We start from the raw sequence: 26098 nt of genomic DNA, 5'->3' as shown, positions 1-26098 counted from the left end.
GGACGGCATGAGCGACGTGCGGTGGCTGAGCACCCAGGAGCAGCGGACATGGCGATCCTTCATGACCGCTGTGACCAAGCTCACCGAGCACCTCGACCGGCAGCTCCAGCGCGACTCGAGGATGCCGGTGGCGTACTACGAGATCCTCGTGGCGCTGTCCGAGGCGCCGGCGAGGGCGATGCGGATGAGCGAGCTCGCCGCGGTCTGCCACTCGTCGCGCAGCAGGCTCTCGCACGCCGTCGCGCGGTTGGAGAAGGAGGGGTGGGTGGCCCGCCGGGCCTGCCCGTCCGACCGCCGCGGCTCGATCGCCGAGCTCACCCGCGCCGGGTTCGCCGCGCTGGAGGCCGCCGCGCCGGGTCACGTCACGGCCGTCCGCGAGCACCTGTTCGACGTGCTGACCCCCGAGCAGCTGAGCCAGCTCGACGTGATCTGCCGCGCCGTGGACGAGGGCCTGAGCACGGAGTGCGCCAAGGTCCGCGAGGAGCTGGGCGACTTCTAGCGGACGTCCGCACCAGGGCCCGCTGGGCCATCCGGACGAGGTGTGGCGACTCCGCCGGAAATGTCGTACCCGCGCGTTAACATCCGCCGCGTGGCCATGGACCTGGGGAGAATCGCCCGCCGCCTGGTCGGCGTCGGCAGGCGCGAGTCGGCGAGCCTGAGCGCGGCGCTGCTCGGCGTGCTGCTGCTCGCCGGCGCGGCGCTCGGCGAGGGCGTCTCGCGCACCGCCGTCGACGTCTCGGACGGCCTCACGTGGCTGGGCGACGACCAGCGCGGCGAGGTCGTGCAGGTGAACCCGGCCTCGGGCAAACCCCAGACCAGGCTCCAGGTCAGCGGCGGCGACGCGCAGCTGGAGATCGCCCAGTCCGACGACAAGCTGATCGTGCTCGACCGGCGCACCGGCCAGATCACCGTGGTCGACCTCGCGACGCTGCTCGCCTCCGGTCGGCGGCAGGCGCCGCCGGGCGGCTCGGCCAAGGTGCTCATCGTGCGCGGCCAGGTGTTCGTGGTCGACCGAGCGGCGGGCACGGTGGTCAACGCGGACCCGGTGACGCTGGTCGACGTCGGCGAGCCGTGGCTCGCGGGCGGCCCGCTGGCCGACGTGGTCGCGGACGACGCGGGCGTGGTGTGGGCGGTCGACCACGCGGGCACCCTGCGCGCCCTGGAGTGGTCGGACGACGCGCAGCGGTTCGTGGAGCGGTCGCACCGCGCGGTGCCCGGCGCCGGGCCCAGGACGGTGCTGGTGCCGCACGAGCGCGGCGTGACGCTGCTGGGTCTGGAGGGCGGCGTCGTGGTGCGCGACGGCACGGCCGCCGACCTCACGGCCACCACGGCCGCGTTCACCGACGAGGTGCTGGCCGCCCGCAGCAGCCCCACCGGCCTGGTGCCCGCCGCGCTGCCCGGCGCGGGCGTGGTCGTGCTGCTCAGCGGCGACCGGGTGCTGCGGGTGGAGATGGGCGCGTTCGGCTGCCCGACGCCCGGCCGCCCCGCGGTGTTCCGGGACAAGGTCTACGTGCCCTGCAAGGGTTCCGGCAAGGTCGTGGTGCTCGACGGGTCCGGCGCGCGCGGCGGCGACGACCTGCGCGCCGCGGGCTCCGGCGACCCGGAGCTGGTGTTCGACGACGGGAAGCTGTTCATCAACACCCCCGGCGCGGAGCAGGGCGTGATCGTGGACGCCGACGGCAGCACGAAGAACGTGGTGATCCGCAGCCCCGACCTGCCGGTCACCGACCCGGACCGCTCGCCGATCCCGAGCGTGCCCAGCCCGCCGCCACCGCGCCCGGAGCCGCCGACGCCGGGGCAGAACCCGCGTGGCGAGCCGAGTGCCACCACCACCGTCGTGTCGGTCGCGCCGAGCGCCGGCACCTCGAGCCCGTCGACCACGGCGGCCGCCGGCGGCACGCCCGGTCGTCCGGCGGGCGTCACCGTGTCGCTGCGCGGCAAGGACGCCTCGGCGGTCGTGGTCTCGGTCGGCTGGAGCGCGGCCGCCGACAACGGCGACCCGGTCGTCGGGTACACCGTCACGGCCAGCGGGGCGTTCGCGGGCGGCTCGACGTCGGCGCAGGTCGCGGGCACCTCGACGGACCTGACGCTGTCCTGCGCGGGCACCGCGTTCTGCTCGGGCGGCCGGGTCGACGTGACGGTGGCGGCGTACAACGGCCGGGGCGCGGGCGAGGCGGGCGCGGGCTCGTACACCGTGCCGTCGACCGGCGCGCCGGTGACGACCACCCCGCCGCCGGTCGTGACGACCACGACGCCGCCTCCGGTGGTGACCACCACGACCCCGCCGCCGGTGATCACGACGACCACCACGCCGCCGCCGGTGATCACCACGACCACGCCGCCACCGCCGACCATGCCGGCCGCGGGCGCGGCGGTGATCACGTCGCTCCTGAACACCGGCGACGTGTACTCCCGCGAGGCCTCGCTCGCGCCGCCCGCGGACTGGGCGAGCCACAACGGCCGGTGCGAGGTGATCAACACGACCTACGGCTACGCCACGGCCATCGCGTGCTCGGCGGGTTCCGCGGTGGTGAGCACGGACGTCGGGGTGAACCGGTTCGTGGTGCGCGCCTACGCCGCCGACGGGTCGACGTCGGTCGACTCGGCGCCGCGCAGCGTGACCGTCCGGGACGTGGACTCGTGCCCGGGCACCAAGATCTGCCAGGTGCCGCGGTTCGCGCCGGAGAGCGGCAGCGGTCCGATGGTCAACGGCGGCCTGGGGTTGATCGCGACGGCGTTCCTGCTGCGGTTCGGCCGGCGGCGGCGCACCGAGGGGGAAGTGGCGTGACGGACGGGGATCCGGTGGTCGGCGAGGACGAGGTCGCCGCGTTCGGGGTGCTGCACGGCAGGCTCGCGGACGCCGTCGAGGCGGCGGTGCGGGGCAAGCGCGACGTGGTCGAGCTGGTGCTGGTGTCGCTGTTCGCGGGTGGCCACGTGCTGCTGGAGGACGTGCCGGGCACCGGGAAGACGACGTTGGCGCGGGCCGTGGCGAGCGCGCTGGGCGGGGTGTCGCGGCGGGTGCAGTTCACGCCGGACCTGCTGCCGTCCGACGTCACGGGCACCTCGGTGTACGACCCGCGCACCGGCGAGGTCCGGTTCCGGCCGGGTCCGGTGTTCGCGAACGTGGTGCTGGCGGACGAGATCAACCGCGCCGCGGCGAAGACGCAGTCCGCGCTGCTGGAGGTGATGGAGGAGCGCACGGTGACCGTCGACGGCGTCGCGCACGCGGTGCCCGCGCCGTTCCTCGTGGTCGCCACCCAGAACCCGATCGACCTCGACGGCACCTACCGGCTGCCCGAGGCGCAGCTCGACCGGTTCATGCTCCGCACGGCCATCGGCTACCCGAGCCTGGAGCACGAGCTGGACGTGCTGCGGCCGGGCAGCGGCGCGGGTCGGGTCGCGGCGGTGCCGACGGTGTGCGACCCGCAGCTGGTGTTCGAGTACGGCAGGCGGTTGGCGACGGTGCACGTGGCCGAGCCGATCCTCGAGTACGTGGCGGCGCTGGGCACGGCGTCCCGGGAGGACGGGCGGTTGCGGCTGGGCGCGAGCACGCGCGGGTTGCGGTCGCTGGTCCGGTGCGCGCAGGTGTGGGCCGCGGCGCAGGGCAGGCACTTCGCGGTGCCGGGTGACGTGCAGGCGCTGGTGGAACCCGTGCTGGCACACCGGCTCGTGCCGACGCGGGAGGCCCAGTTGTCCGGCACGACGACGGCGGAGGTGCTGGCCGACGTGGTCGCGCGGGTGGCGGTGCCGAAGCCGGCCGCGCGATGACCCGAGTCCGGCTGACCGCGCGCGGGCTGGGCGCGGTCGTGCTCGGCGTGCCGCTGGTCGCGGTCGGGTCGTGGTGGCGCTACCCCGGCGTGACGGCGCTGGGCGCGGCGCTGCTGGTGTCGGTGCTCGTCGCGGTGGTGGCGGTGCGGTCCCGGACGCCGGTGGTGCCGACCCGCGTGGTGCGGCCGCGCACCGTGCCGCGGTGGGGCTCGTGCACCGGCGTGCTGGAGCTGACCGGGGTGAGCAGGCGGTTCCCGGTGCTGTTCGACGCGACCGACGAGGTGGCGGGCGCGACGGTGCGGATCGACGTGCCGGAACTCGCGCCCGGTGGGCGGACCAGGGTCGAGTACCCGATCCCGACGCACACCCGGGGCGTGCTGGCGGTCGGTCCGCTGACCGTGAGCAGGCGCGGCCCGGCGGGGCTCGCGCACGCCCGGACGGTGCTGGGCGAGGTGGTGCCGGTTCGCGTGGTGCCCCGGGTGCTGCCGGTGCGCGGGTTGCCCGGCGGGGTGCGCCGCGGTCAGGTCGGCGCGGACGAGCGGGTCGAGCGCGGTGGCACGGACCTGGTGGGGTTGCGCGAGTACGTGCCGGGTGACGACCTGCGCCGGCTGCACTGGGCGACGTCGGCGCGCACCGGCACCCTGATGGTCCGCGAGGACGCCGACCCGGCCCGCCCGCACCTGACCGTGGTGCTGGACGACCACGCCCCGAGCCACCCGGACCCGGCGCGGTTCGAGGAGGCGGTGGAGGTCGCGGCGTCGCTGGTGGCGGTCGCGGTGGCGGACGGTCACCCGGTGCGCCTGGTGACGTCGTCGGGCGCGGTGTCGCTGGACCTCCCAGCGGGCGCGACGGAATCGGACGCGACGGCGCTGCTGGCCGCGCTGGCCGACCTGACCGCGCACCCGGCGGGCCCGGTCCCGCGCCTCCAGGTCCGCGACCTGGACGTGGTCGCGGTGGTCTGCGGCGTGGCCTCGGACTTCGCCGAACTGACCCTGGAGGCCGCCCGCGCGTCGGTCGGCGTCGTCCTGGTGGCGGACCCGGACCCGATCCGCCCGGTCTCCGCGTGGGGCGGCGTCCTGCTGCTGCGCGCGCCGACCGCCGAAACCCTCCTGGACACCTGGAACACGGCGGTGGCGCGATGACCGCCGCGGTCGGCCCGCGCGCTGGTGTGTTCGGGGCGAGTGGTCGCACGTCGGCCCGGTTCGGTGGGCGTCCGGTGGTTCGTGGGGGTTCTGCTCGGGAGGTCTGGGGTTCGGGTGCCGGCGTGGACCGCCCTGGGTGCCCGGAACGCGGCGGTGGCGTGATGGTCGCCGCGGTCGGCCCGGGCGCGGCCGTCGGTGTGTTCGCGATTCGCCGTGTGTCGGCTCGGCTCGGCGGGTGCTCGGTGGTTCGCGGGGGTTCTGCTCGGGAGGTCTGGGGTTCGGGTGCCGGCGTGGACCGCCCTGGGCGCCCGGAACGCGGCGGTGGCGCGATGATCACCGCGGTCGGCCTGCCTGCGGCCGCCGGTGAGTTCCCGGCGATTCGTCCCGCGCCGACCGGATTCGGCGGGTGCTCGGTGGCTCGCGCAGACTCGGCTCGGGTCGTCTTGTCGTTGACCTGCCGGCAACTCGCGGCGTCCGGCACGACCTCGTGGTCCACTGTGGACAGTGCCGCGCCCGGTGCGTGGACGCGGTTTCGGGGGTGGCGGTGAGCGCGCGGCGCGGGTGGGCCGCGGTGGTCGTGGCCGCGGCGGCGGCGTACCTCGGGGTCGGGTGGCAGGGTTGGGTGCCGGCCGCGGTGTTCGTCGGTGTGGTCGTGGTCGCGTTCGGGTGTGCGCCGCTGGTCCGGTGGCGGCGGGTGTCGCGCGGGCTGGTGTTGTTCGGGTTGGTGGTGCTCGCGGCGCTCGGGGCGTACCTCGCGGCGCGTCGGGGCGCCGAGTCGCCGGTGTCCGTGGTGCTCGACCTGGTTCCCCGGTTGCTGACCGCGGCACGTCCCGCGCCCGCCACGCCCGGTCTGCTCGCGCCCGGCGCGCTGCTGGTGTTCGCCGTCGCGCTGGCGGTCGCCGTGTCGGTGGACGGGCGGGGGCGGGCGCTGGTCGCGCCGGCGGGCGGGATGGTCGTGCTCTACACCGCCGCCGCGCTGCTCACCGGTGGGCGGGCCGATCCGCACGGGCTGGTGGCGCTCGGGTTCGTCGCGCTGGTCGCGGTCGGGTGGGTGGTGGTCGACCGGGTCGAGCGCGGTGGTCGGGTGCTGCTCGGGTTGCCCGCCGCGCTGGGCGCGGTGGTGGCGCTGGTGGCGTCCGTGCTGCCGACGTCGGGCGCGTTCGAGCCGCGTGACCTCGTGCGACCGCCGGTGGTGGACCTCGGCGTGTCCAGCCCTCTGCCGCAGTTGGCGTCGTGGGCGGGTCTCGGGTCGGCCGAGCTGTTCCGCGTCCAGGGCTCGGACCAGGCGGTGCGGCTGGTGGCGCTGTCGGACTACTCGGGCGCGGCGTGGCGGGCGGCGTCGTTGTACGGGCCGCTCGGCGCGGTCGCGGAACCCGATCTGCCCGCCGGGGCGCGGACCCGCGAGGTCGAGGCGTCGATCACCATCGGCGAGTTGCGCGGCAACTGGTTGCCGGTCGTCGGGCGGCCCACCGGGGTCACGCTCGCCGACGCGGTGGTCGACCCGGACTCGGGGTCGCTGGTGCTGCCGGGTGACGTGACCGGAGGGTTGAGCTACCGGGTGCGCGGGGTGCTGGACACGCCGGACGACGGCGACCTGGTGACCGCGTCGGTGCCGGGCGCCCGGCGGTACACCGCCGTGCCGGGGTTGCCCTACTCGCTGGGCGAGTACGCGCGCCAGGCCACCCGGACCGCGAAGACGCCGTACGAACGGGCCGTCGCGCTGGAACAGGTGGTGCGCACCGGTCGCACGCCGGACGCCCAGGCGCCGGTGGGGTCGTCCTACGCGAGGCTGGAGCGCTTCCTGTTCGGCAACCCGGGCGAACCGGGCGCGAACGCGGGCACCGCCGAGCAGTTCGCCTCCGCGTTCGCGGTGCTGGGCCGGGCGGTCGGGTTGCCGACGCGGGTGGTGGTCGGGTTCCAGCCGCGTGACGGCGTGGTGCGCGGCGGCGACGCGACGGCGTGGCCCGAGGTCTACTTCACCGGCTGGGGATGGGTGCTGTTCGACCCGGTGGCGGGCACGTCGTCGGGCGCGTCGAGCGCCGCCGCGAAGCGCGAGGTCCTCGACCGGCTGGCGTCGATCACCGCGACGCCCACCACGACGAACCTGTCCGCGCCACCGCCGTACGTGCCGCCGCCCGCCACCTCGCACCCCGAGGCCGCGCCCGCGTCGGCCCAGCGGTGGCTCGGTCTCCTGGCGATCCCGGCGACCCCGCTCGTGCTGCTGTCGCTGCTGGCGTTGCTCCGCCTCGGCCGCCGAGCCCGCCTGCGCCGGGCCGGGCCGAGGGGCGCGTGGGCCTACGTGCTGGACGCCCTGCTGCTCGCCGGCCGCACCCCGAAACCCGACCGCACCGCGCCCGACATCGCGCGCGAGCTGAACCTGCCACCGGCCGTCCGCCTGGCCCACCTGGCCGACGCGGCCGCCTTCGCGCCGAGCCACCAGGACACCGCCGCGTCGGCCCGCGCCGCACGGATCACCGGCACAACCCCACCACCGGACGACGAGGCCTGGCGCCTGGCCCGCGAGACCAGGGCCGCCCTGAAACGCCGAATCCCCTGGCACCGCAAGCTCTTCTGGCCGGTGGACCCGCGCCCCCTGCGCCGCCGCCGCTGACCGCGTCGGCCGGTGGCGCGGGGTGTCGGCACGCTGAGGACCGCCGAGTGCGTGCGCACCGCGAGGCCTCGCGCCACCGCTGACGGCGTCGGTCGGTTCCGCGGGACGCCGGCGCCTCGGGCCCGACGGCATCGGTGGTTGTGCGGGGTGTCGGCACGCTCAGGCCTGCCGAGCTCGCGCGCACCGCGAGGCCCGCGCTTGCGCCGACCTCGTCGGTGGTTCCGCAGGATGCCCGCACGCTCGGCGCCGCCCAGGCCTCGGCGTCGCCCCGGACCGAGAGGTGGCCAGGACGCCGGCACGCTGGGCGCCCTCGGACTCCTCAGGGGCGCGGGTTCCGGTGGCACCCGGCCGTCGGTCGCGGCGGTCAGTTGCCCCGGGTGGTGCAGGTTTTGGGGGACGCGCCGCGTTGGGTGGACGGGTCGTCCAGGCCGATCGCGATCAGTTGGAAGCAGTACTTCGGTGCGCTCGGGTCCAGGTTCTCCACGCGGTGGGTCGTCGCGCCCGCCGCCACCGTCACCAGGGGTTTCGGGGTTCCCGTCGTCACGTCCACCACCACGAACTGCGCCTTGCCGCCCGTCGGGTCGGTCCACGTCAACCCGATGCTCGACCCGTCGTCGTCCAACGGCTTCAGCACCGGCGCGTACTTCGGGTCGCCGCCCTCGGCCACCGACGTCGGCGCGGCCGACGATGGCGCCGTGGACGATGGCCCAGTGGAAGGAGCCGCCGAAGGCGGAGCCGCGCCGTGGTCCTCGTGCCGGAGGTTCACCACCAGGCCGATCACCAGACCCGCCGCCACGGCCGCGCCGCCCAGCAACCACGGCGTGCGCCGACGGCGGCGCGGCGGCGGTTCCGGCAGGTCGACCAGTGCGGCCGGCGCCGGCGGCGGTACGGGCAGCGGGCGGTCGTGGTGGCGCACGGTCAGGTCGGCGAGGTCCTCGGTCCAGGTGCGCACCGGGTCCGGCTCGGCGGGGTCCGCCTGCTCCTCCACGACCGGGCGCGGGCCGAAGTCCGGGAGTTCGGTCGGGCCCTCCGGGAACGACGGCGCCGCGGCCGGCACCACCGCGACCGTGTGATCGGGGTCCACAGTGGACAGTTCCAGGGGCACGGCGGACAGTGCCGCGCGCAGCGACGCCGCGTCCGGGAAGCGGTCGGCCCGCTCCGGGCGCAGGCACCGCAGCACGATCGCGGCCAGCGCGGGCGGCACGTCGGGCGGCAACGGGCGGTGTTGCCCGGAGCGGACGCGCTGGAGGTAGGCGAGCATCGAGTCGGTGCCGTCGTCGAACGGCGGCCGGCCGTCGAGCAGCGTGAACAGCGTCGACCCCAGCGACCACACGTCGTCCGCGACCGACGGCGGCTGCCCGTCGACCACCTGCGGCGCGGCGTGCCGGTAGCTCACCAACCCCAGCGACGCCGAGTGGCCCGCGTCCGCGCCGCGCGCGATGCCGAAGTCGGCCAGCACGTACGAGGTCGGCAGCACCAGCACGTTCTGCGGCTTCACGTCCCGGTGCAGGATGCCCTGGCCGTGCGCGAACGCCAGCGCGTCGGCCACCGCGATCCCGGCCGCCACCACGTCGGCCACCGGCAGGGGCCCGCGCGCGGTCAGCCGGTCGTGCAGCGAGCCGAGGTCGTGGAACTCCATGACGATGCACGGCCGGCCGTCGACCGCACCGGTGTCCAGCACGGTCACGATGTGCGGGTGCTGGCGGCCGAGCCGGACGGTGATCTCCAGTTCGCGGCGGAACCGGGCGACGGTCTCGGGATCGGTCACGGTCAGCACCTTGACCGCGACGTCCCGGCCGAGCCCGTCCTGCCGCGCCCGGTACACGGTGCCCTCGCCGCCGTGCGCGACGAGCCGGAAGTCCGAGTAGCCCGGCAGCGCGACGGCCGGCGTGGCGGCGCGCGGTGGCGGCGCCCAGGCCTGGAGGTCCGGATCCACCGGCGCATGGTACCGGGATCGACACCTCCGAATGGGGGTGTTGGCGGTCCCCGACCCGAAGCACGCTGCGGAGATGGCCTCCGACATCTCCGCCGGGTTCCGGGCGGCACGCGACTTCCTGCTGGACCACGCCACCGACCACGACGCCGCGCGGGCCGGGTTCGCCTGGCCGGAGTTCACCCGCTTCAACTGGGCGCTGGACTGGTTCGACGTGATCGCGGCCGGCAACGACCGGACCGCGCTGTGGATCGTGGAGGAGGACGGCACGGAGGGCCGCTGGTCGTTCGCGGGTTTGTCCCGCCGCTCGAACCAGGTGGCCAACTGGTTGCGGTCGCACGGTGTGCGGAGGGGCGACCGGGTCGTGCTGATGCTCGGCAACCAGGTCGAGCTGTGGGAGACGCTGCTCGCGGCCATGAAGCTGGGCGCGGTGGTCATCCCGGCGACCACCCTGCTCGGCCCGGCGGACCTGGTGGACCGGGTCGAGCGCGGCGGCGCGCGGCACGTCGTCACCGGTTCGCGGGACGCGGCCAAGTTCGACGGCGTGCCCGGCGACTACACCCGGGTCGCGGTCGGCGACCCGGTGCCGGGTTGGCTGTCCTACGACGAGAGCCGGGACGCCGACGCGGCGTTCACCCCGGACGGCGACACCCGCGCCGACGACACGCTGCTGCTGTACTTCACCTCCGGCACGACGGCGCGGCCCAAGCTGGTCGAGCACACCCACGTGTCCTACCCGGTCGGCCACCTGTCCACGATGTACTGGATCGGGCTGCGGCCGGGCGACGTGCACCTCAACATCTCCTCGCCGGGGTGGGCGAAGCACGCGTGGAGCAACGTGTTCGCGCCGTGGAACGCCGAGGCGACGGTGTTCGTGCACAACTACACCCGCTTCGACGCGGTCCGGTTGATGTCCGAGATGGACCGCTGCGGCGTCACCAGCTTCTGCGCGCCGCCGACGGTGTGGCGGATGCTGATCCAGTCCGACCTGACCGCGCTGCGCACCCCGCCCGTGCGGGTCGTCGGCGCGGGCGAGCCGCTGAACCCCGAGGTGATCGAGCAGGTCGAACGGGCCTGGGGCGTGACGATCCGGGACGGCTTCGGGCAGACCGAAACCACCGTGCAGATCGCCAACACGCCCGGCCAACCGGTGAAGCCGGGGTCGATGGGTCGGCCCGTGCCCGGCTACGAGGTGGTGCTGGTGGACCCGGTGACCGGCGAGCCGGGCAGCGAGGGCGAGATCTGCCTGGACCTCGCGCACCGCCCGCTCGGCCTGATGGTGGGCTACCACGGCGACGACGAGCGCACCGCCGAGGTGATGCGCGACGGCTACTACCACACCGGCGACGTCGGCTCGGTGGACGACGACGGCTACATCACCTACGTGGGCCGCACCGACGACGTGTTCAAGGCGTCGGACTACCGCATCTCGCCGTTCGAGCTGGAGAGCGTGCTGCTGGAGCACGAGGCGGTGGTGGAGGCCGCGGTCGTGCCGTCGCCCGATCCGCTGCGGCTGGCGGTGCCGAAGGCGTACGTGGTCCTGGCGCCCGGGTTCCCGGCCGACGCCGACACCGCGTTCGCGATCCTGCGGCACGCCCGGGAGCACCTCGCGCCGTACAAGCGGGTGCGCCGGCTCGAGTTCACCGACCTGCCGAAGACGATCTCCGGCAAGATCCGCCGGGTCGAGCTGCGGGGACGCGAGACCGCCGACCGGCGGCCGGGGGAGTACCGGGAGGAGGACTTCCCGGGGTTGCGCTCCGGCAGCGTTCCACGCGATGTGGAATGACGTCGCTATCATCGCCGGATGCTCGGACGCACCTACGACGGCCAGGACTGCTCGGTCGCCCGCACCCTAGAGGTCGTGGGCGAGCGGTGGACCTTGCTGATCGTGCGGGACGCGCTGCTCGGGGAAACCCGGTTCGACGGGTTCCTCGGCCGGTTGCCCATCGCGCGCAACGTCCTCAGCGACCGGCTGTCCGGACTGGTCGAGCACGGCGTGCTGCGGCGCGAGCAGTACCAGGCCCGTCCGCCGCGGCACGAGTACGTGCTGACGGAGAAGGGGCGTGAGCTGACGCCGGTGGTGCTGGCGCTGATGCAGTGGGGCGACCGGCACCTGGCGCCGGACGGGCCGCCGCGCACCGCGCTGCACGAGGGTTGCGGCGGTCGGGTCCGGGTCGGGGTGTCCTGTCCGGACTGCGCGCTGCCGGTGACCTCGGTGTCGTTCGTGGACCGCTGACGCCGAGGGGTCAGCGCACGCCGCGCGGGCGGAACTGGACCGAGATCCGGGGGCCGACCGCGCGCGCCGTCTTCGGGACCGCGTGCTCCCACGTCCGCTGGCACGAGCCGCCCATGACGACCAGGTCGCCGTGGCCCAGCGCGTACCGGACGCCCTCGCCTCCGCCGCGCGGGCGGAGCAGCAGGGAACGCGGCGACCCGACCGAGACGATCGCGACCATGGTGTCCTCGCGGGCGCCGCGCCCGAGGGTGTCGCCGTGCCAGGCGACGCTGTCCCGGCCGTCGCGGTAGTGGCACAGGCCGGCGGTGCGGAACGGTTCGCCCAGTTCGGTCGCGTAGTGCGCGCTGAGCGCGGCGCGGGCCCGGGTGAGCACGGGGTGGGGCAGCGGGTCGGCCTCGCGGTAGAAGCAGAGCAGCCGCGGTACGGCTACCACGCGCTCGTACATCCGCCGCCGGTCCTCGTGTCACGGCACGGTCGCGGCCAGGTGCCGGAACAGCTCGTCCGCTCCGGTCAGCCACCCCGGCAGGACGTCGATCCACGCACCGTCCCCGAGGGTGGTGCGGCGCAGGCCGTCGAGCGGTCGCACACCGACGGCCTGCGCGCCGTCGTCGAACAGCGAGACCTGCATGACGACACGATAACCCGAACGTCGAACTGGTGTTCGATCACCATCGCATCTATTGCTTCAGTGCAGGCCGAAAGTGAGCCGGGTGCCGGACGTCAGGCTTCGGTGTCCGGCTTGCGCCGCCGACCGCCGGTGCGGGCGACCGGCTGGGCGGGCTGCGGCGTCTCGTCGGGTTTGACCACCGGTTTCTCCGGGGAAACCGGCTGGTCGGCGAGCAGGATGGCGGCCAGCTCGTCGTAGATCGGTGTGCTGCTCATGAGAGTCCTCGTACCCCTTTCGGTCGGAAGCTACACGCACCTCCGGATAGGGGAACGGCCAGGCCGGCGCAAAAGATCAACGAACCCTCCGATGGCGGTTCGGGCATTGTCCCGCAGGCCTTCGGCAAAGCCCGCCATCCGCGCCGTTCTACTCCGATCGTGTGATGCCACGCGGTCATCGCGCCAGGTCCGCGTGCTGTTCCAGGAACGTCGCCACGTCGGTCGCGTTCGCGAGCGGCAGCGGGTAGAGGACCAGTCGGTCCACGCCCAGGTCGGCGTACCGGCGCGCCAGGTCGGGCGTGATCGGCTCGTCGCCCCAGTGCATGAAGGAGATCTCCAGCCGGCCGAGCCGCTCGGGCCGGTCCACCTCGGCCGCGGCCGCGCGCAGGCCCGCGAGGTGCTGCTCCAGGTCGGTGGACACGCCGACGCCGTACCAGCCGTGCGCGCGGGTGAGCGCCCGGCGGAACGCGGCGGGGCTGTGGCCGCCGACGACCAGGTGCGGACCGTGCGGGCGGACGGGTTTGGGCAGCGCGTCGACGCCCGCGAAGGACACCGTCGACCCGGTGTACGGCGTCGGCTCGGCCGCCCAGAGCGCCTCCATGGCGTCCAGGTGCTCGTCGGTGAGCCGGCCACGCCGGCGCGGCGACACGCCCAGCGCGCGCAGCTCGGTCTCCTCCCAGCCGACGCCGACGCCCAGTCGCAGCCGGCCGCCGCTGAGCACGTCCAGGCTCGCGGCCTGCTTGGCGAGCACCCGGGGGTCGCGCTGCGGCAGGATCAGCACGCCGGTGGCCAGTTCGAGGGTGGTGGTCGCGGCGGCGACGAAGGCCAGGTGCACCAGCGAGTCGAGCATCGGGTCCACCGAGCCCGCCGGTTGCACCACGTGGTCGGAGGTCCACCAGGACCGGTAGCCGAGTTCCTCGGAGAGGCGGGCGAGTCGGAGGACGTCGTCGGGCGCGATGACGCCGTGGGTGTTCAAGCCGTGCAGCCCCAGTTCCATGTCGACCATGCTTCCGGGCCGGCTCGACCGCTGTCGACGGGCTTTCCGCGCCTGGTGAGGCGCAGGCCACACCCCTTGCGCTTCCGATAGTTGGATGTCCTAGTAATCTGGGGTGAGTTCCGCGATGCCGAAGGAGCCGTCGTGACCTCCACCGATCTGCACAAGCCCGAGCACCCGGTCAGGTTCGTGACCGCGGCGAGCCTGTTCGACGGCCACGACGCGGCGATCAACATCATGCGGCGGATCCTCCAGGCCCAGGGCGCCGAGGTGATCCACCTCGGGCACAACCGGTCGGTGCGGGAGGTCGTGGCCGCCGCCGTCCAGGAGGACGTGCAGGGCATCGCGATCAGCGCCTACCAGGGCGGGCACGTCGAGTACTTCAGCTACCTGGTCGAGCTGCTGAACGAGCGCGGCGCGGGCCACATCAAGGTCTACGGCGGCGGTGGCGGCGTCATCGTGCCGGAGGAGATCGAGCTGCTGCACTCGCGGGGCGTGGCGCGGATCTTCTCGCCCGCCGACGGCCAGCAGCTGGGTCTGGCGCGGATGATCAACACGATGGTCGAGGGTTGCGACCACTCCCTGGCCGAGCGGCCGCCGTCGTCCTGGGACGGTCTCCTGACCGGTTCCGACGACGTGCTGGCGCGGGCGATCACGTTGATCGAGGCGGGCGTGCTGCCGGCCGAGGTGCGCGAGACGCTGGTGAAGGCGGCGGCGGCGCGTCCGGTGCCGGTGCTGGGCATCACCGGCACGGGTGGTTCGGGCAAGTCGTCGCTGACCGACGAGCTGGTGCGCCGGTTCCGGCTGGACCAGCAGGACAAGCTGCGGATCGCGGTGCTGGCGATCGACCCGACCCGGCGTCGGGGTGGCGGCGCGCTGTTGGGCGACCGGATCCGGATGAACTGCCTGGAGGGCGACCGGGTGTTCTTCCGCTCGCTCGCGACCAGGCGCGCGGGCTCGGAGGTGCCGGACGGGTTGGCCGACGCGATCCTGGCGTGCCGGGCGGCCGGGTTCGACCTGGTGGTCGTGGAGACGCCCGGCATCGGTCAGGGCGACGCGGCGATCGTGCCGTTCGTGGACCACTCGCTGTACGTGATGACGCCGGAGTTCGGCGCCGCGTCGCAGCTGGAGAAGATCGACATGCTGGACTTCGCGGACGCGGTGGCGATCAACAAGTTCGAGCGCCGGGGCGCGGAGGACGCGCGTCGGGACGTGGCGCGGCAGTTGGTGCGCAACCGGGAGGCGTTCGGCGTGTCCTGGGAGGACATGCCGGTGTTCGGCACGAGCGCGGCGACGTTCAACGACGACGGTGTGACGGCGCTGTACCAGCACCTGCGGTCGGCGCTGGTGGAGCGCGGGCTCGTGGTGGGCGAGGGCGCGCTTCCGGTGGTGGAGGGCAAGGTGTCGACGGCGGCGTCGACGGTGGTGCCGGCGTCGAAGGCGCGGTACCTGTCGGAGATCGCCGAGACGGTGCGCGGGTACCACCGGGCGACCGAGACGCACGTGGACGCGGTGCGGCGGGTGGCGCACCTGGAGGCGGCGCGGGACGCGTTGGCGGACGCGGGGCACGACACGGCGGACGTGGCGGCGTTGTTGGAGTCCGCGCGCCGGCACGTGGACGGCACGTCGGCGGAGCTGCTGGCGGACTGGTCGCGGGTGGTCGAGGACTACAGCGGCGACGAGCTGGTGGTCCGGGTGCGGGACAAGGAGATCCACACCCGGTTGACCCGGGAGACGTTGTCGGGCAACAAGGTGCGCCGGGTGTCGCTGCCCCGCTACGACGACGACGGCACGTTGCTGCGGTTCCTGCGCAAGGAGAACCTGCCGGGCTACTTCCCCTACACGGCGGGGGTTTTCCCGTTCAAGCGGGACGGCGAGGACCCGGCGCGGATGTTCGCGGGCGAGGGTGACGCGTTCCGCACCAACCGGCGCTTCAAGTACCTGTCGAAGGGGTCGGAGGCGACCCGGCTGTCGACCGCGTTCGACTCGGTGACGCTGTACGGCCGCGACCCCGACACCCCGCCGGACGTGTACGGCAAGATCGGCACGTCGGGCGTGTCGATCGCGACGCTGGACGACATGAAGGCGCTCTACGACGGGTTCGACCTGACCGCGCCGGCGACGTCGGTGTCGATGACGATCAACGGCCCGGCGCCGACGATCCTGGCGTTCTTCCTGAACACGGTGATCGACCAGCGGGTGGAGGTGTTCCGCGCCGAGCACGGCCGGGAGCCGTCGGCGGTGGAGGCGGACGAGCTGCGGGCGTGGGCGCTGGCGAACGTGCGCGGCACGGTGCAGGCGGACATCCTCAAGGAGGACCAGGGGCAGAACACCTGCATCTTCTCCACGGAGTTCTCGCTGCGGATGATGGCGGACATCCAGGAGTGGTTCATCCGGCAGAAGGTCCGCAACTTCTACTCGGTGTCGATCTCCGGCTACCACATCGCCGAGGCGGGTGCGAACCCGATCAGCCAGTTGGCTTTCACGCTGGCCAACGGGTTCACCTACGTCGAGTCGTACCTGGCGCGCGGGATGAACGTGGACGACTTCGCGCCGAACCTGTCGTTCTTCTTCTCCAACGGCATGGACGCCGAGTACAGCGTCATCGGCCGGGTGGCGCGGCGGATCTGGGCCGTGGCCATGAAGGAGCGGTACGGCGCGAACGAGCGGTCGCAGAAGTTCAAGTACCACGTGCAGACCTCGGGTCGGTCGCTGCACGCGCAGGAGATGGACTTCAACGACATCCGGACCACGTTGCAGGCGTTGTGCGCGTTGTACGACAACTGCAACTCGTTGCACACCAACGCCTACGACGAGGCGATCACCACGCCGACGGAGTCGTCGGTGCGCCGGGCGATGGCGATCCAGCTGATCATCAACAAGGAGTGGGGCCTGTCGGCGAACGAGAACCCGTTGCAGGGCTCGTTCGTGATCGACGAGCTGACCGACCTGGTGGAGGAGGCGGTCCTGCTGGAGTTCGACCGCCTGTCCGAGCGGGGCGGTGTGCTGGGCGCGATGGAGACCGGGTACCAGCGCGGCCGGATCCAGGACGAGTCGATGCTCTACGAGCAGCGCAAGCACGACGGGTCGCTGCCGCTGATCGGGGTGAACACGTTCCTGCCGGACGACGGGTCGCGTGAGCACGTGACGATCGAGCTGGCCCGTGCGACGGAGGACGAGAAGTCCTCGCAGGTGGAGCGGACGTTGGCGTTCGCGGCGGAGCACGCGGCGGAGGCCGAGCCCGCGCTGCGCCGGCTGAAGGAGGCGGCGGCGTCGGGGGAGAACGTGTTCGCGGTGCTGATGGACGCGGCGCGGGTGTGCACCCTGGGCCAGGTCACGGAGGCGTTCTTCGAGGTGGGCGGCCAGTACCGGCGCAACGTGTAGGCGGACGCCCGCGCGTGCGCGGGGAGGCCGGCGCGAGTTCGGGCTTTGCGCTCAAGCCGCCCGGACCACCCCCGCGGGTGCGGGGAAGACGCCACGGTCAGGCCGCGCAGGACCTTCTCGGCCGGAACACCCCCGCGTGCGCGGGGAAGGCGCGCGGAGCGCCATCGTGAGGCCGTCTGTCGCGGGAACACCCCCGCGTCTGCGGGGAAGACCACAGCAGCACGCGCCGAGCGCGCACGCCGCCCGGAACACCCCCGCGTGTGCGGGGAGGACGTGGCGGACGACACGACGATCCACCCGCACCTCGGAACACCCCCGCGTGTGCGGGGAAGACACTGCGTGAACTGCGGCTTTGCCAGCGTACCGGCGGGTTTTCGTGCGGTTCGCGCGGCTCCGCCGACCGGCGTGTCCGCCCTGGCCGGCGTGCGGTACCCGGTCGGGGCGCGCCCGTCCGGGTTGTGCCGGCGTGCGAGGTGAACCGGGCTCGGGTGGGTGTCGAACGCCTGGCCATGGACGATCTCGGGACGTGCGCCGCCGTGCGGTACGCCAACGAGCTGCACGCGGCGGTGGAGCGGTGTGCGATCGGGTTGGGGTGGCCGCTCGTGCTCAGCGGCGGGAACGTGTACCTGCCGGTCGGGCGTGGGGTGATCGGGGTGGCGATGGCCGCCGTGTTCGCCTCGCGGGTGGAGGTCGGGGGTGGGCCGGTGCTGGCCTACCCCGGGCGGGTGGAGACGTGGGTGGTGCTGGTGGACCAGCCGGAGGTGGGGAACCTGCGGGTGCCGCCGAACGCGGTGCTGGTGGATCGGCCCGGGTACCTGGCGCTGCCGCCCAGTCACACGCCCGGTGGTCCGGTGCGGTGGGTCTGCCCGCCGCGGACGGATCGGCGGGTGTTGCCGTCGTTCGCGTCGGTGTACGAGGCGATTTGGCGGGCCGCGCCGGCGTGACGAATCGGGTGTTCGGGTAAATCGCGGGCGGGAATCGGTCGCGGTTCGGGCAATTCGGTGTCGGGTTCGGGTCGACGCCATTTCCGGTGCGGGTGGAAATGGTGGGCGGTGGTCTCGTGGCGGTAACCGGGAGACGGGTTCGCCGATGAGCTGTCGGTTACCCGGCGATGGATAGCCTGGTGATCCACGAACGTCCGGTCAGCGAACGAGGAGGTGCCTGTGCAGTTTCGGATCATGGGACCTTTGGAAACCATCGACGACGGGCGGCGGGTCGCGCTCGGCGGCACGAGGCAGCGGGCGACGTTGGGCTACCTGCTCCTGCACGCCAACCGGGTGGTGTCCACGAGTCGGTTGGTGAGCGCGTTGTGGCCGTTGGACGACTCGCCGACCTCGGCCCGCAAGATCCTCCAGAACGCGATCTGGGGGCTGCGGCGGGTGCTGCGTCCCGAGGGGTCCGGTGCCGGGCCGGAGTTGGTCACGCAGCTGCCCGGTTACCGGCTCCGGGTGGACCCGGACGACGTGGACTTCTTCCGGTTCCAGCGCGACATCCGCGCCGGGCGGGAGAAGTTGGCGGCGGGCGCGGCGGAGGAGGCCGCGGCGGTGTTGCGGGAGGCGTTGCTGCTGTGGCGCGGTCCGGCGATGGCGGACCTGGTCGAGGCGGGCATCGACTGGCCGGAGCTGACCGCGATGCGCAACGCCCGGCTGGACGCGATGGAGGACTACTTCGAGGCCGAGTTGGCGTGCGGGCGGCACACGGCGGTGATCGCGCAGTTGGAGACGATGGCGGCCGGGTCGGCGCTGCGGGAGCGGTCGTGCCGGCAGTTGATGATCGCGCTCTACCGCAGCGGGCGGCAGGCCGACGCGCTCGACGTGTACAGCCGGGTGCGGGCCACGCTGGTCGGCGATCTCGGGTTGGAGCCCGGCGGCGACCTCCAGGCGTTGCAGCACGCGATCCTGAACCAGGACGCGTCGCTGACGCTGCCCGAGGCGGTCGTGGTGCGGGCACCGACCCCCGCGCCGCCGCCGAGGCCGGAACCGGGGCGTGGTCGACAGGTCAGCGTGCTGCTGGTGCGCACGACGCTGGTGCCGGACGCGCGGTCGGTGCAGGCCGACGAGATGGACCAGATGATGGCCGGGGTGGCCCGCTGGGTGACCGGGACCGTCGAGCACTTCGGCGGCGCGGTCACCGCGGCGATCGGGTCGGTGTCGGTGGCGCTGTTCGGGTCCGAGGACGGCGCGGAGCGCGCGGTGCTGGTGGCGCTGGCGATCCGGGAGGGGTTGAACGCGCCGAGCGGACCGGTGGTGAACCCGGGCGCGCCGGGGTTCGAGGTGTGCTCGCACGCGGCGGTCGGCACGGGGCCCGCGCCCGCCGGGCACCGGCGCGAGGGTCGGCCGCACCGGATCGCCGCGACGCTGCTCGATTCGTGCCACACCCTGCTGTCCCGCGCCGACGCGGGCGAGATCCGGGTGGACGCGGCGACCCGCGGCGCGATCGGGTCGATGGTGCACCTCGAGGACCGGGCGGACGGCCGGGAGTGGGCGGTGCGCGGTGTGCGCGGCGACTACGTGGGCCACGACGTGATGCCGACCGTGGAACGGGAGTTCGAGCTGGAACTGCTGTGCGACCTGTTCGACCGCGCCTCGCACCGGGCGACGCCGCACCTGGTGACCGTGCTGGGCGAACCCGGCACCGGCAAAACCCGGATCCTGTCGGAGTTCGAGCGGGTGGTCTCGCCGCGCTCGCACCTGGCGCGGTTCGTCGTCGGCCGCACGCCGTCGTCGGTGGAGGACAGCGTCTTCGCGGTGCAGGGCGAGTTGGTCTCGGCGCTGTGCGGCATCCGGTCGGGCGACAGCCACGAGGAGGCGCTGGTGAAGGTGCGCCGGACGGTGGACGGGATGGTGCCGCCGGAGCGCGTGGAGCACCTGTACGCGTGCCTGAGCGTGTTCTTCGACCCGGACGGCCCGCCGGCGGAGCGGTTGGACGTGCGGTCGGAGCTGGACGACTGGCGGCTGTTCCTGGACCGGACCGCGCTGCGGCACCCGCTGGTGCTGGTGATCGACGACCTGCACCGGGCGGACGACGACCTGCTGGACTTCGTCAACGGGCTCGCCGACTTCGCCGAGATCCCGCTGCTCGTGGTCGCGTCCGCGCGGCCGGAACTGGTGCAGCGCCGGGGCGACTGGTCCGGCGGCAAGCAGCACTGCGCGATGATCACCCTGGACGCGCTGTCGGACGCGGCGGTCGACCAGTTGATCGACCACGTCGTCGCGGCCGAGCCCGACGAGCACCCGGACCCGACGTCGTGGTTCCACCGCGCGGTCCGCGCCACCAGCAGCGCCGGGCCCGAGCGCCGCAGCTACTTCCGCTCGCTGCTGTCGATGCGGCCGCCGCGCCGGCTGCGCGCCGCCGGCCGGAGATGACCCCGCTCAGTCCTTGATCTCGCACAGGACCGCGCCCGCGGCGACCGTCGAGCCGAGCTCCGCGGTGAGGCCCTTGACGATGCCCGCCCGGTGCGCCTTCAGCGGCTGTTCCATCTTCATGGCCTCGAGGACGACGACGAGGTCGCCCTCCGCCACGGTCGCGCCGTCCTCGACGGCGATCGTCACGATGGTGCCCTGCATCGGCGCCGCGAGCGCGTCGCCGCCGGTGCTCGCGGCCACCCGACCGGTCGCGCGCCGGGGTTTGCTCCGGGCGGGCGCGGCGGCCGCGACGAGTTCGGGCAGGCTGACCTCCAGCCGCTTGCCGCCCACCTCGACGGTCATCGTGCGGCGGGCCGGCCGATCGGGCGTCGGCGCGGCGGTGTCGGGGAACGGCGGGAGGGTGGTGGCGAACTCCGTCTCGATCCACCGCGTGTGCACGGTGAACGGCTCGGCGGTGAACGCCGGGTCGGCGGTGACGGCCCGGTGGAACGGCAGCACCGTCGCGGTGCCCTCGACCCGGAACCCGGCCAGCGCCCGGGCCGCGCGGCGCAGCGCCTGCTCGCGGGTGGCGCCGGTGACGATCAGCTTGGCCAACAACGAGTCCCACGCCGGCCCGATCACCGAACCGGTCCGCACGCCGGTGTCCAGCCGGACGCCCGCGCCCGTCGGCGGCGCGAACGCGGTGACCGTGCCGGGGGTGGGCAGGAAGTCCCGGCCGGGGTCCTCGGCGTTGATCCGGAACTCGATCGAGTGGCCGCGCGCGGGCGGGTCGTCGTAGCCGATGGCCTCGCCGCGGGCGATCCGCAGCTGTTCGCCGACCAGGTCGATGCCCGTGACCTCCTCGGTCACCGGGTGCTCGACCTGGAGCCGGGTGTTGACCTCCAGGAACGAGATCGTGCCGTCGGCCGCCACCAGGAACTCGCAGGTGCCGGCGCCGACGTAGCCCGCGGCGCGCAGGATGTCCTTGGAGGCGCGGTACAGCTCGGCGTTCTGCGCGGCGGTCAGGAACGGCGCGGGCGCCTCCTCCACGAGCTTCTGGTGCCGGCGTTGCAGCGAGCAGTCCCGCGTGGACACGACGACGACGGAGCCGTGCACGTCGGCCAGGCACTGCGTCTCGACGTGCCGCGGCCGGTCGAGGTAGCGCTCGACGAAGCATTCGCCGCGCCCGAAGGCGGCCACGGCCTCGCGGACCGCGGAGGCGTGCAGCTCGGGGATCTCCTCGAGCGTGCGCGCCACCTTCAGGCCCCGGCCGCCGCCGCCGAACGCCGCCTTGATCGCGACCGGCAGGCCGTGCCGGCGCGCGAACTCCACCACCTCGTCCGAGCCGGACACCGGACCGGGCGTGCCGGGCACCAGGGGCGCGCCGACGCGGCGGGCGATGTCCCGGGCCGCGACCTTGTCGCCCAGCGCGCGGATCGCGGCCGCCGGCGGACCGATCCAGGTCAACCCGGCGGCCACGACCGCGTCGGCGAACTCGGCGTTCTCGGACAGGAAGCCGTACCCGGGGTGCACCGCGTCCGCGCCGGACCGGGCGGCGGCGTCGAGGATCCGGCCGATGTCGAGGTAGCTGGTCGCCGGCGTGTCACCGCCCAGCGCGTACGCCTCGTCGGCCGCCTCGACGTGCGGCGCGTCGCGGTCCGGGTCGGCGTACACGGCGACACTGGCGACACCGGCGTCCCGGCACGCGTGCGCGACCCGGACCGCGATCTCGCCCCTGTTGGCGATCAGCACCTTGCGCACTGGGATTCCCCTTTCACGACGGGACCGGGCCGCGCCGCCACGCGCCCGGACCCCGGTTGTCTGGTTGCCGCCGCCACGCGGTGCGCGCCGGCCGTCCGGGCGACTCCGCGCCCGCGTCGAGCAGGGCCGCGGCGACGAGCACCGCGGCCAACTCCTCCGGCGTGGGATCACCCCGCGCCACGACGACGTCCGCCACCCGCACCGCCCCGGACGGGTGGAGCCCGGCTCGCGGTGCCGGTTCGTCGTGAAGCACGGGAGCACGCCCCTCTCCGGTCGCCGCCGGGATGTCGGGGCGCGCGGTGGCGTCGGCGTTCGCCGCCGGGTCCGACTGCCGGCCGGAGCGCGGGTCGTGGTGGCGCAGGGCGGCGTTCGCCTTGTCCGGGACCGGGTTCGGCTGCCGGTCGGCGCGCGGTGTCGGTTCTTGGTGGAGTACGGCGATGTCGGCGTTCGACCGCGATGCCTCCGGGCCTGACTGTCGGCCGGACTGCGGTGTCGGGTCGTGGTGGAGCGCGGTGGCGTCGGCGTTCGACCCGGGTGGATCGCCCTGGTGTGCGGGGAGGTCCTCGGTCACCTCGCGTGCCGGCCGGCCCGACCGGTGGCCGGTGTCCGGCGGCGGGCCGTGCCGGAGCACCGGGACGTCGGCGGTCACAGCGGGATGTTCCCGTGCTTGCGCGGCAGGCGGGTGACCCGCTTGTCGCGCAGGGCGCGGAGCGCGCCGGCCACCTGGGAGCGGGTTTCGCGCGGCAGGATCACCGCGTCCACGTAGCCGCGCTCGGCGGCCACGTACGGGTTGCACAGCGCGTCCTCGTACTCCGCGCGCAGTCGTTCCCGTTCCGCGTCCGGGTCGGCCGCGTCGCGGACCTCCCGCCGGTACAGGACGTTCACCGCGCTGTCGCCGCCCATCACGGCGATCTCCGCGGTGGGCCAGGCGAGGTTGACGTCCGTGCCGAGGTGCTTGGACCCCATCACGCCGTACCCGCCGCCGTAGGCCTTGCGCGTCACCACCGTCACCATCGGCACGGTGGCCTCGGCGTAGGCGTAGATCAGCTTCGCGCCGCGCCGGATGATGCCGTGCCGCTCCTGGTCCAGACCCGGCATGAACCCCGGGACGTCCACGAAGGTGACGACCGGGACGCCGAAGGCGTCGCAGGTGCGGATGAAGCGGGCCGCCTTCTCGCTGGCGTCGATGTCCAGCGCGCCCGCCAGCCGCATCGGCTGGTTGGCCACCACGCCCACGCTGTGCCCGTCGACCCGGCCGAAGCCGCACACCACGTTGGTGGCGAACAACGGCTGCACCTCGAGGAGTTCGCCGTCGTCCAGGACGCCGTGCACCACGCGCAGCATGTCGTACGGGTGGTTGCGGTCGTCCGGGATCACCGCGTCCAGCGCCAGGTCGGACTCGGTGAACGCCTCCGGCTCGGTCGCGGCGAAGACGGGCGGGTCCTCCATGTTGTTGCCCGGCAGGAAACCCAGCAGGGCGCGGACGTACTCGAACGCGTCCTTCTCGTCCGCCGCGAGGTGGTGCGCGTTGCCGGACACCGTGTTGTGGCTGCGCGCGCCGCCCAGCTCCTCGCGGTCGACGTCCTCGCCGGTGACGGTGCGCAGCACGTCCGGCCCGGTGACGAACATGTGCGAGATGCCGTCGACCATCACCACGAAGTCGGTGATCGCCGGCGCGTACACCGCGCCGCCCGCGCACGGTCCGGTCATCAGCGAGATCTGCGGCACCACGCCGGAGGCCTGCACGTGCCGCTTGACCAGCTCCGCGTACAGGGCCAGCGAGACGACGCCCTCCTGGATCCGCGCGCCGCCCGAGTCGTTGATGCCGATGATCGGGCAGCCGGTGCGGATCGCCAGGTCCATCACCTTGAGGATCTTCTCGCCGTAGACCTCGCCGAGGCTGCCGCCGAACACGGTGAAGTCCTGCGCGAACACGCACACCCGGCGGCCGTCGATCGTGCCGTGCCCGGTGACGACGCCGTCGCCGAACGGCCGCTGCCGCTGCATGCCGAGGTTGTGCGAGCGGTGCCGCGCCAACGCGTCCAGCTCCACGAACGAGCCGGGGTCGAGCAACGCCTCGACCCGCTCCCGCGCGGTCAGCTTGCCCTTCTCGTGCTGCCGCCGCACGGCGTCCCGGTCGAACGGCGCCACGGCCTCGTCCCGCCGCCGCTCCAGCTCGGCCAACCGCTCCGCGGTGGTGCGCCGGGTCATGTCGGCGTCACCGCCCGCGCGGGGCCGGGTCCCGCGGTGGTCATCGGGGGTTCACCGGGACCAGGTCCCCTTCCAGGTAGCGCTTGCGGCACGCGCGGCGCTGGACCTTGCCGCTGGAGGTCTTGGAGAGGGCGCCGCGGCGCACCACCAGGACCTCGTCGGCGCGCAGGCGGTGGTCGGCGTGGACGGCCGCGACCACCAGTTCGGCCAGCGCGGCCGGCGGCGTGGCGCGCAGCGCGCGACCGTCGGCCTCGACCACGACCACGAGCCGCTCGGCGCGGCCGTCGTCCACCGAGAACGCCGCGGCGCAGTTGGGGTGCAGGCCGGGCGCGGCGGTCTCCGCGGACAGCTCGACGTCCTGCGGGTAGATGTTGCGGCCCTTGCGGATGATCACGTCCTTGAGCCGGCCGGTGACGTACAGCTCGCCGTCGTGGGTGAAGCCGAGGTCGCCGGTGCGCAGGTGGGCGCCGGGCAGGCCGACGACGCGGGCGCGGAAGGTCTCCTCGCTGCGCTCCGGCCTGCCCCAGTACCCGGCGGCCACGCACGGCCCGTCGATCCAGATCTCGCCGACCGAGCCGGGCGGGCACGCGTGGTGGGTGACCGGGTCCACGATCCGCACGACCGTGCCCGACACCGCCACGCCGCTGCTCACCGCGGGCGTCGCCGCGGCGGACTCGCCGACGACCTCGACCCGGCCCTCGCCCAGCGCCGCGGCCGAGATCCACAGCGGCTCGGTGGCGCGGTCGTGCCGGCTGCCGGTGGCCTTGAGGGTGTTCTCGGCCAGGCCGTAGCCCGGGCACATCGCGCGCGGGTCGAGCCCGTTGGGCGCGAAGGTGTCCAGGAAGTCGCGGATCGTCTGCCAGCGCACGGGTTCCGCGCCGTTCGCGGCCACCCGCCAGCTCGACAGGTCGCCGACGTCGGCGGTGTTGCCGGCCGCGGCGGCGCGCACGCACAGCTCGTAGGCGAAGTTCGGCGCGGCGGAGTGCGTGGCGCGGAACCGGGCGATGGCCTCCAGCCACCGCGCGGGACGGCGGATGAACGACTCCGGTGCCATCAGGTAGGCCGGGATGCCCGCCCACAGCGGCATCACGACGCCGAACAGCATGCCCATGTCGTGGAACATCGGCAGCCACGACACGACCGTGCCGTCCGGCTCGCACGGCCACAGCTCGTCGGTTTCGGCGACGTTGGCGAGGAAGTTCGCGTGGGTGACGACGACGCCCTTGGGGTCGCCGGTGGAGCCCGAGGTGTACTGCAACAGCGCCACGTCGTCCGGCCCGGGACCCTCGCCCGGCTCCCAGTCGGTCGCGGGCAGCGCGGCGGTGTCCACAAAGGTCAGTCCGGCCAGCTCCGGCAGGTCGCCGAACTGCTCGAGCAGGCTCTGCCGCACCGCGGCGGTGGTCAGCACGGTGGTGGTGCCCGCGTCGTCGGCGATCCGGCGCATCCGGCGGATCCCGTTGCGGTGCTGGGGAACCTGGGCGGGCGCCGCGCCGACACCGGCGTACATGCAGCCCAGCAGCGTGTGGATGAACTCCAGGCCGGACGGGTAGAGCAGCACGGCGTTGCCGCCCGCCGCCCCCAGCGCGGTGAGCGCGCCGGCCCGGGACCGGGCGCCCTCGTCGAGGCCGCGGTAGGTCAGCGTCTCCCGGGGTTCCTCGCCGTTGTGCAGGAAGACGTAGGCCACGTCGTCGGGTTGCTCCTCGCTGCGCGTCCGCAGGGCATCGGGCAGCGTGCGCAGACCGACGCGTTGATCGGGTTCGATGGTGGTCATGTGTCGAAGTCCCTGTCCCTGTGGCGGAAGTGGCCCGTGCGCGGTCCCGCTGACCGCGCAC

General features: G+C 74.0%; 17 protein-coding genes and 1 pseudogene. 10 read left to right on the top strand and 8 right to left on the bottom strand.

Translation table 11 applies throughout. The annotated features are described in order from the left end of the window. The first annotated feature begins 7 nt into the window (after window positions 1-7). From AB0G50_RS10170 to AB0G50_RS10150, 5 genes are all read left to right on the top strand, one after another. Window positions 8-499, top strand: a complete 492-nt coding sequence (locus AB0G50_RS10170; RefSeq protein ID WP_360104744.1) for a MarR family transcriptional regulator — start codon at window positions 8-10, stop codon at window positions 497-499. 90 nt (window positions 500-589) lie between these two features. Further along, window positions 590-2788 carry a hypothetical protein gene (locus AB0G50_RS10165; RefSeq protein ID WP_360104741.1) on the top strand — a complete coding sequence of 733 codons (2199 nt, stop codon included), beginning with the start codon at window positions 590-592 and terminating at the stop codon, window positions 2786-2788. Then, window positions 2785-3768 carry a MoxR family ATPase gene (locus tag AB0G50_RS10160; protein ID WP_360104738.1) on the top strand — a complete coding sequence of 328 codons (984 nt, stop codon included), beginning with the start codon at window positions 2785-2787 and terminating at the stop codon, window positions 3766-3768. Before AB0G50_RS10165 ends, AB0G50_RS10160 begins: the two co-directional genes overlap by 4 nt. After that, complete coding sequence (locus tag AB0G50_RS10155) at window positions 3765-4910, top strand: DUF58 domain-containing protein (RefSeq protein ID WP_360104735.1); 1146 nt, start codon at window positions 3765-3767, stop codon at window positions 4908-4910. Before AB0G50_RS10160 ends, AB0G50_RS10155 begins: the two co-directional genes overlap by 4 nt. A 544-nt stretch (window positions 4911-5454) precedes the next feature. Next, on the top strand, window positions 5455-7521 hold the full coding sequence (locus AB0G50_RS10150; RefSeq protein ID WP_360104732.1) for a transglutaminaseTgpA domain-containing protein: 2067 nt from the start codon (window positions 5455-5457) through the stop codon (window positions 7519-7521). Window positions 7522-7885: 364 nt separating this feature from the next. Here AB0G50_RS10150 and AB0G50_RS10145 read toward each other — a convergent pair whose 3' ends face one another. Further along, the gene (locus tag AB0G50_RS10145; RefSeq protein ID WP_360104729.1) at window positions 7886-9457 is read right to left on the bottom strand and encodes a protein kinase; all 1572 of its coding nucleotides are present in this window, start codon (window positions 9455-9457) and stop codon (window positions 7886-7888) included. 73 nt (window positions 9458-9530) lie between these two features. Here AB0G50_RS10145 and AB0G50_RS10140 point away from each other — a divergent pair, with 73 nt between their 5' ends. Next, window positions 9531-11240: an AMP-binding protein gene (locus tag AB0G50_RS10140; protein ID WP_360104726.1), complete on the top strand. Its 1710-nt coding sequence runs from the start codon at window positions 9531-9533 to the stop codon at window positions 11238-11240. Between the two features lie 18 nt (window positions 11241-11258). Then, on the top strand, window positions 11259-11690 hold the full coding sequence (locus AB0G50_RS10135) for a helix-turn-helix domain-containing protein (RefSeq protein ID WP_360104723.1): 432 nt from the start codon (window positions 11259-11261) through the stop codon (window positions 11688-11690). 10 nt (window positions 11691-11700) lie between these two features. On the opposite strand, the pseudogene AB0G50_RS10130 reads toward AB0G50_RS10135, so the two are convergent. The 3 genes and pseudogenes from AB0G50_RS10130 to AB0G50_RS10120 form a co-directional block, all read right to left on the bottom strand. Beyond that, a pseudogene (locus AB0G50_RS10130) lies at window positions 11701-12318 on the bottom strand (alpha-ketoglutarate-dependent dioxygenase AlkB). Window positions 12319-12410: 92 nt separating this feature from the next. Next, window positions 12411-12572, bottom strand: a complete 162-nt coding sequence (locus tag AB0G50_RS10125; RefSeq protein WP_360104720.1) for a hypothetical protein — start codon at window positions 12570-12572, stop codon at window positions 12411-12413. A 175-nt stretch (window positions 12573-12747) separates the two neighbouring features. Continuing rightward, the gene (locus AB0G50_RS10120) at window positions 12748-13569 is read right to left on the bottom strand and encodes a TIGR03619 family F420-dependent LLM class oxidoreductase (protein ID WP_360104717.1); all 822 of its coding nucleotides are present in this window, start codon (window positions 13567-13569) and stop codon (window positions 12748-12750) included. A 141-nt stretch (window positions 13570-13710) separates the two neighbouring features. Here AB0G50_RS10120 and icmF point away from each other — a divergent pair, with 141 nt between their 5' ends. From icmF to AB0G50_RS10105, 3 genes are all read left to right on the top strand, one after another. Continuing rightward, entirely contained in the window at window positions 13711-16950 is a 3240-nt protein-coding gene (icmF, locus tag AB0G50_RS10115; protein WP_360104714.1) for a fused isobutyryl-CoA mutase/GTPase IcmF, read from the top strand. 488 nt (window positions 16951-17438) lie between these two features. Then, window positions 17439-17894: a hypothetical protein gene (locus AB0G50_RS10110; RefSeq protein ID WP_360104711.1), complete on the top strand. Its 456-nt coding sequence runs from the start codon at window positions 17439-17441 to the stop codon at window positions 17892-17894. A gap of 234 nt (window positions 17895-18128) precedes the next feature. Next, entirely contained in the window at window positions 18129-20315 is a 2187-nt protein-coding gene (locus AB0G50_RS10105; RefSeq protein WP_360104708.1) for a BTAD domain-containing putative transcriptional regulator, read from the top strand. 6 nt (window positions 20316-20321) lie between these two features. Here the strand turns inward: AB0G50_RS10105 and AB0G50_RS10100 are convergent, their stop codons facing one another. Genes AB0G50_RS10100 through AB0G50_RS10085 form a run of 4 tightly spaced genes read right to left on the bottom strand, consistent with a single transcriptional unit; the run spans window position 20322 to window position 26037 of the window. Next, window positions 20322-22061 (bottom strand): biotin carboxylase N-terminal domain-containing protein, encoded by a 1740-nt coding sequence (locus AB0G50_RS10100; RefSeq protein WP_360105052.1) that lies wholly within the window; start codon window positions 22059-22061, stop codon window positions 20322-20324. 7 nt (window positions 22062-22068) lie between these two features. Continuing rightward, complete coding sequence (locus AB0G50_RS10095) at window positions 22069-22704, bottom strand: acyl-CoA carboxylase epsilon subunit (RefSeq protein WP_360104705.1); 636 nt, start codon at window positions 22702-22704, stop codon at window positions 22069-22071. Beyond that, a complete protein-coding gene (locus AB0G50_RS10090) occupies window positions 22701-24266 on the bottom strand; it encodes an acyl-CoA carboxylase subunit beta (protein ID WP_360104702.1) in 1566 nt (521 codons plus the stop codon). The genes AB0G50_RS10095 and AB0G50_RS10090 overlap by 4 nt, the downstream gene beginning before the upstream one ends. Before the next feature lie 40 nt (window positions 24267-24306). Next, window positions 24307-26037, bottom strand: coding sequence for a fatty acyl-AMP ligase (locus AB0G50_RS10085; protein ID WP_360104699.1), 1731 nt, complete (start codon window positions 26035-26037; stop codon window positions 24307-24309). Window positions 26038-26098: the final 61 nt, after the last annotated feature.

It is taken from the genome of Actinosynnema sp. NPDC020468 (genome assembly GCF_040642015.1).
Lineage (GTDB): Bacteria > Actinomycetota > Actinomycetes > Mycobacteriales > Pseudonocardiaceae > Actinosynnema.
Note: the sequence above shows the minus strand (reverse complement) of the source record. Positions and strands in the feature narration are given on the sequence as shown.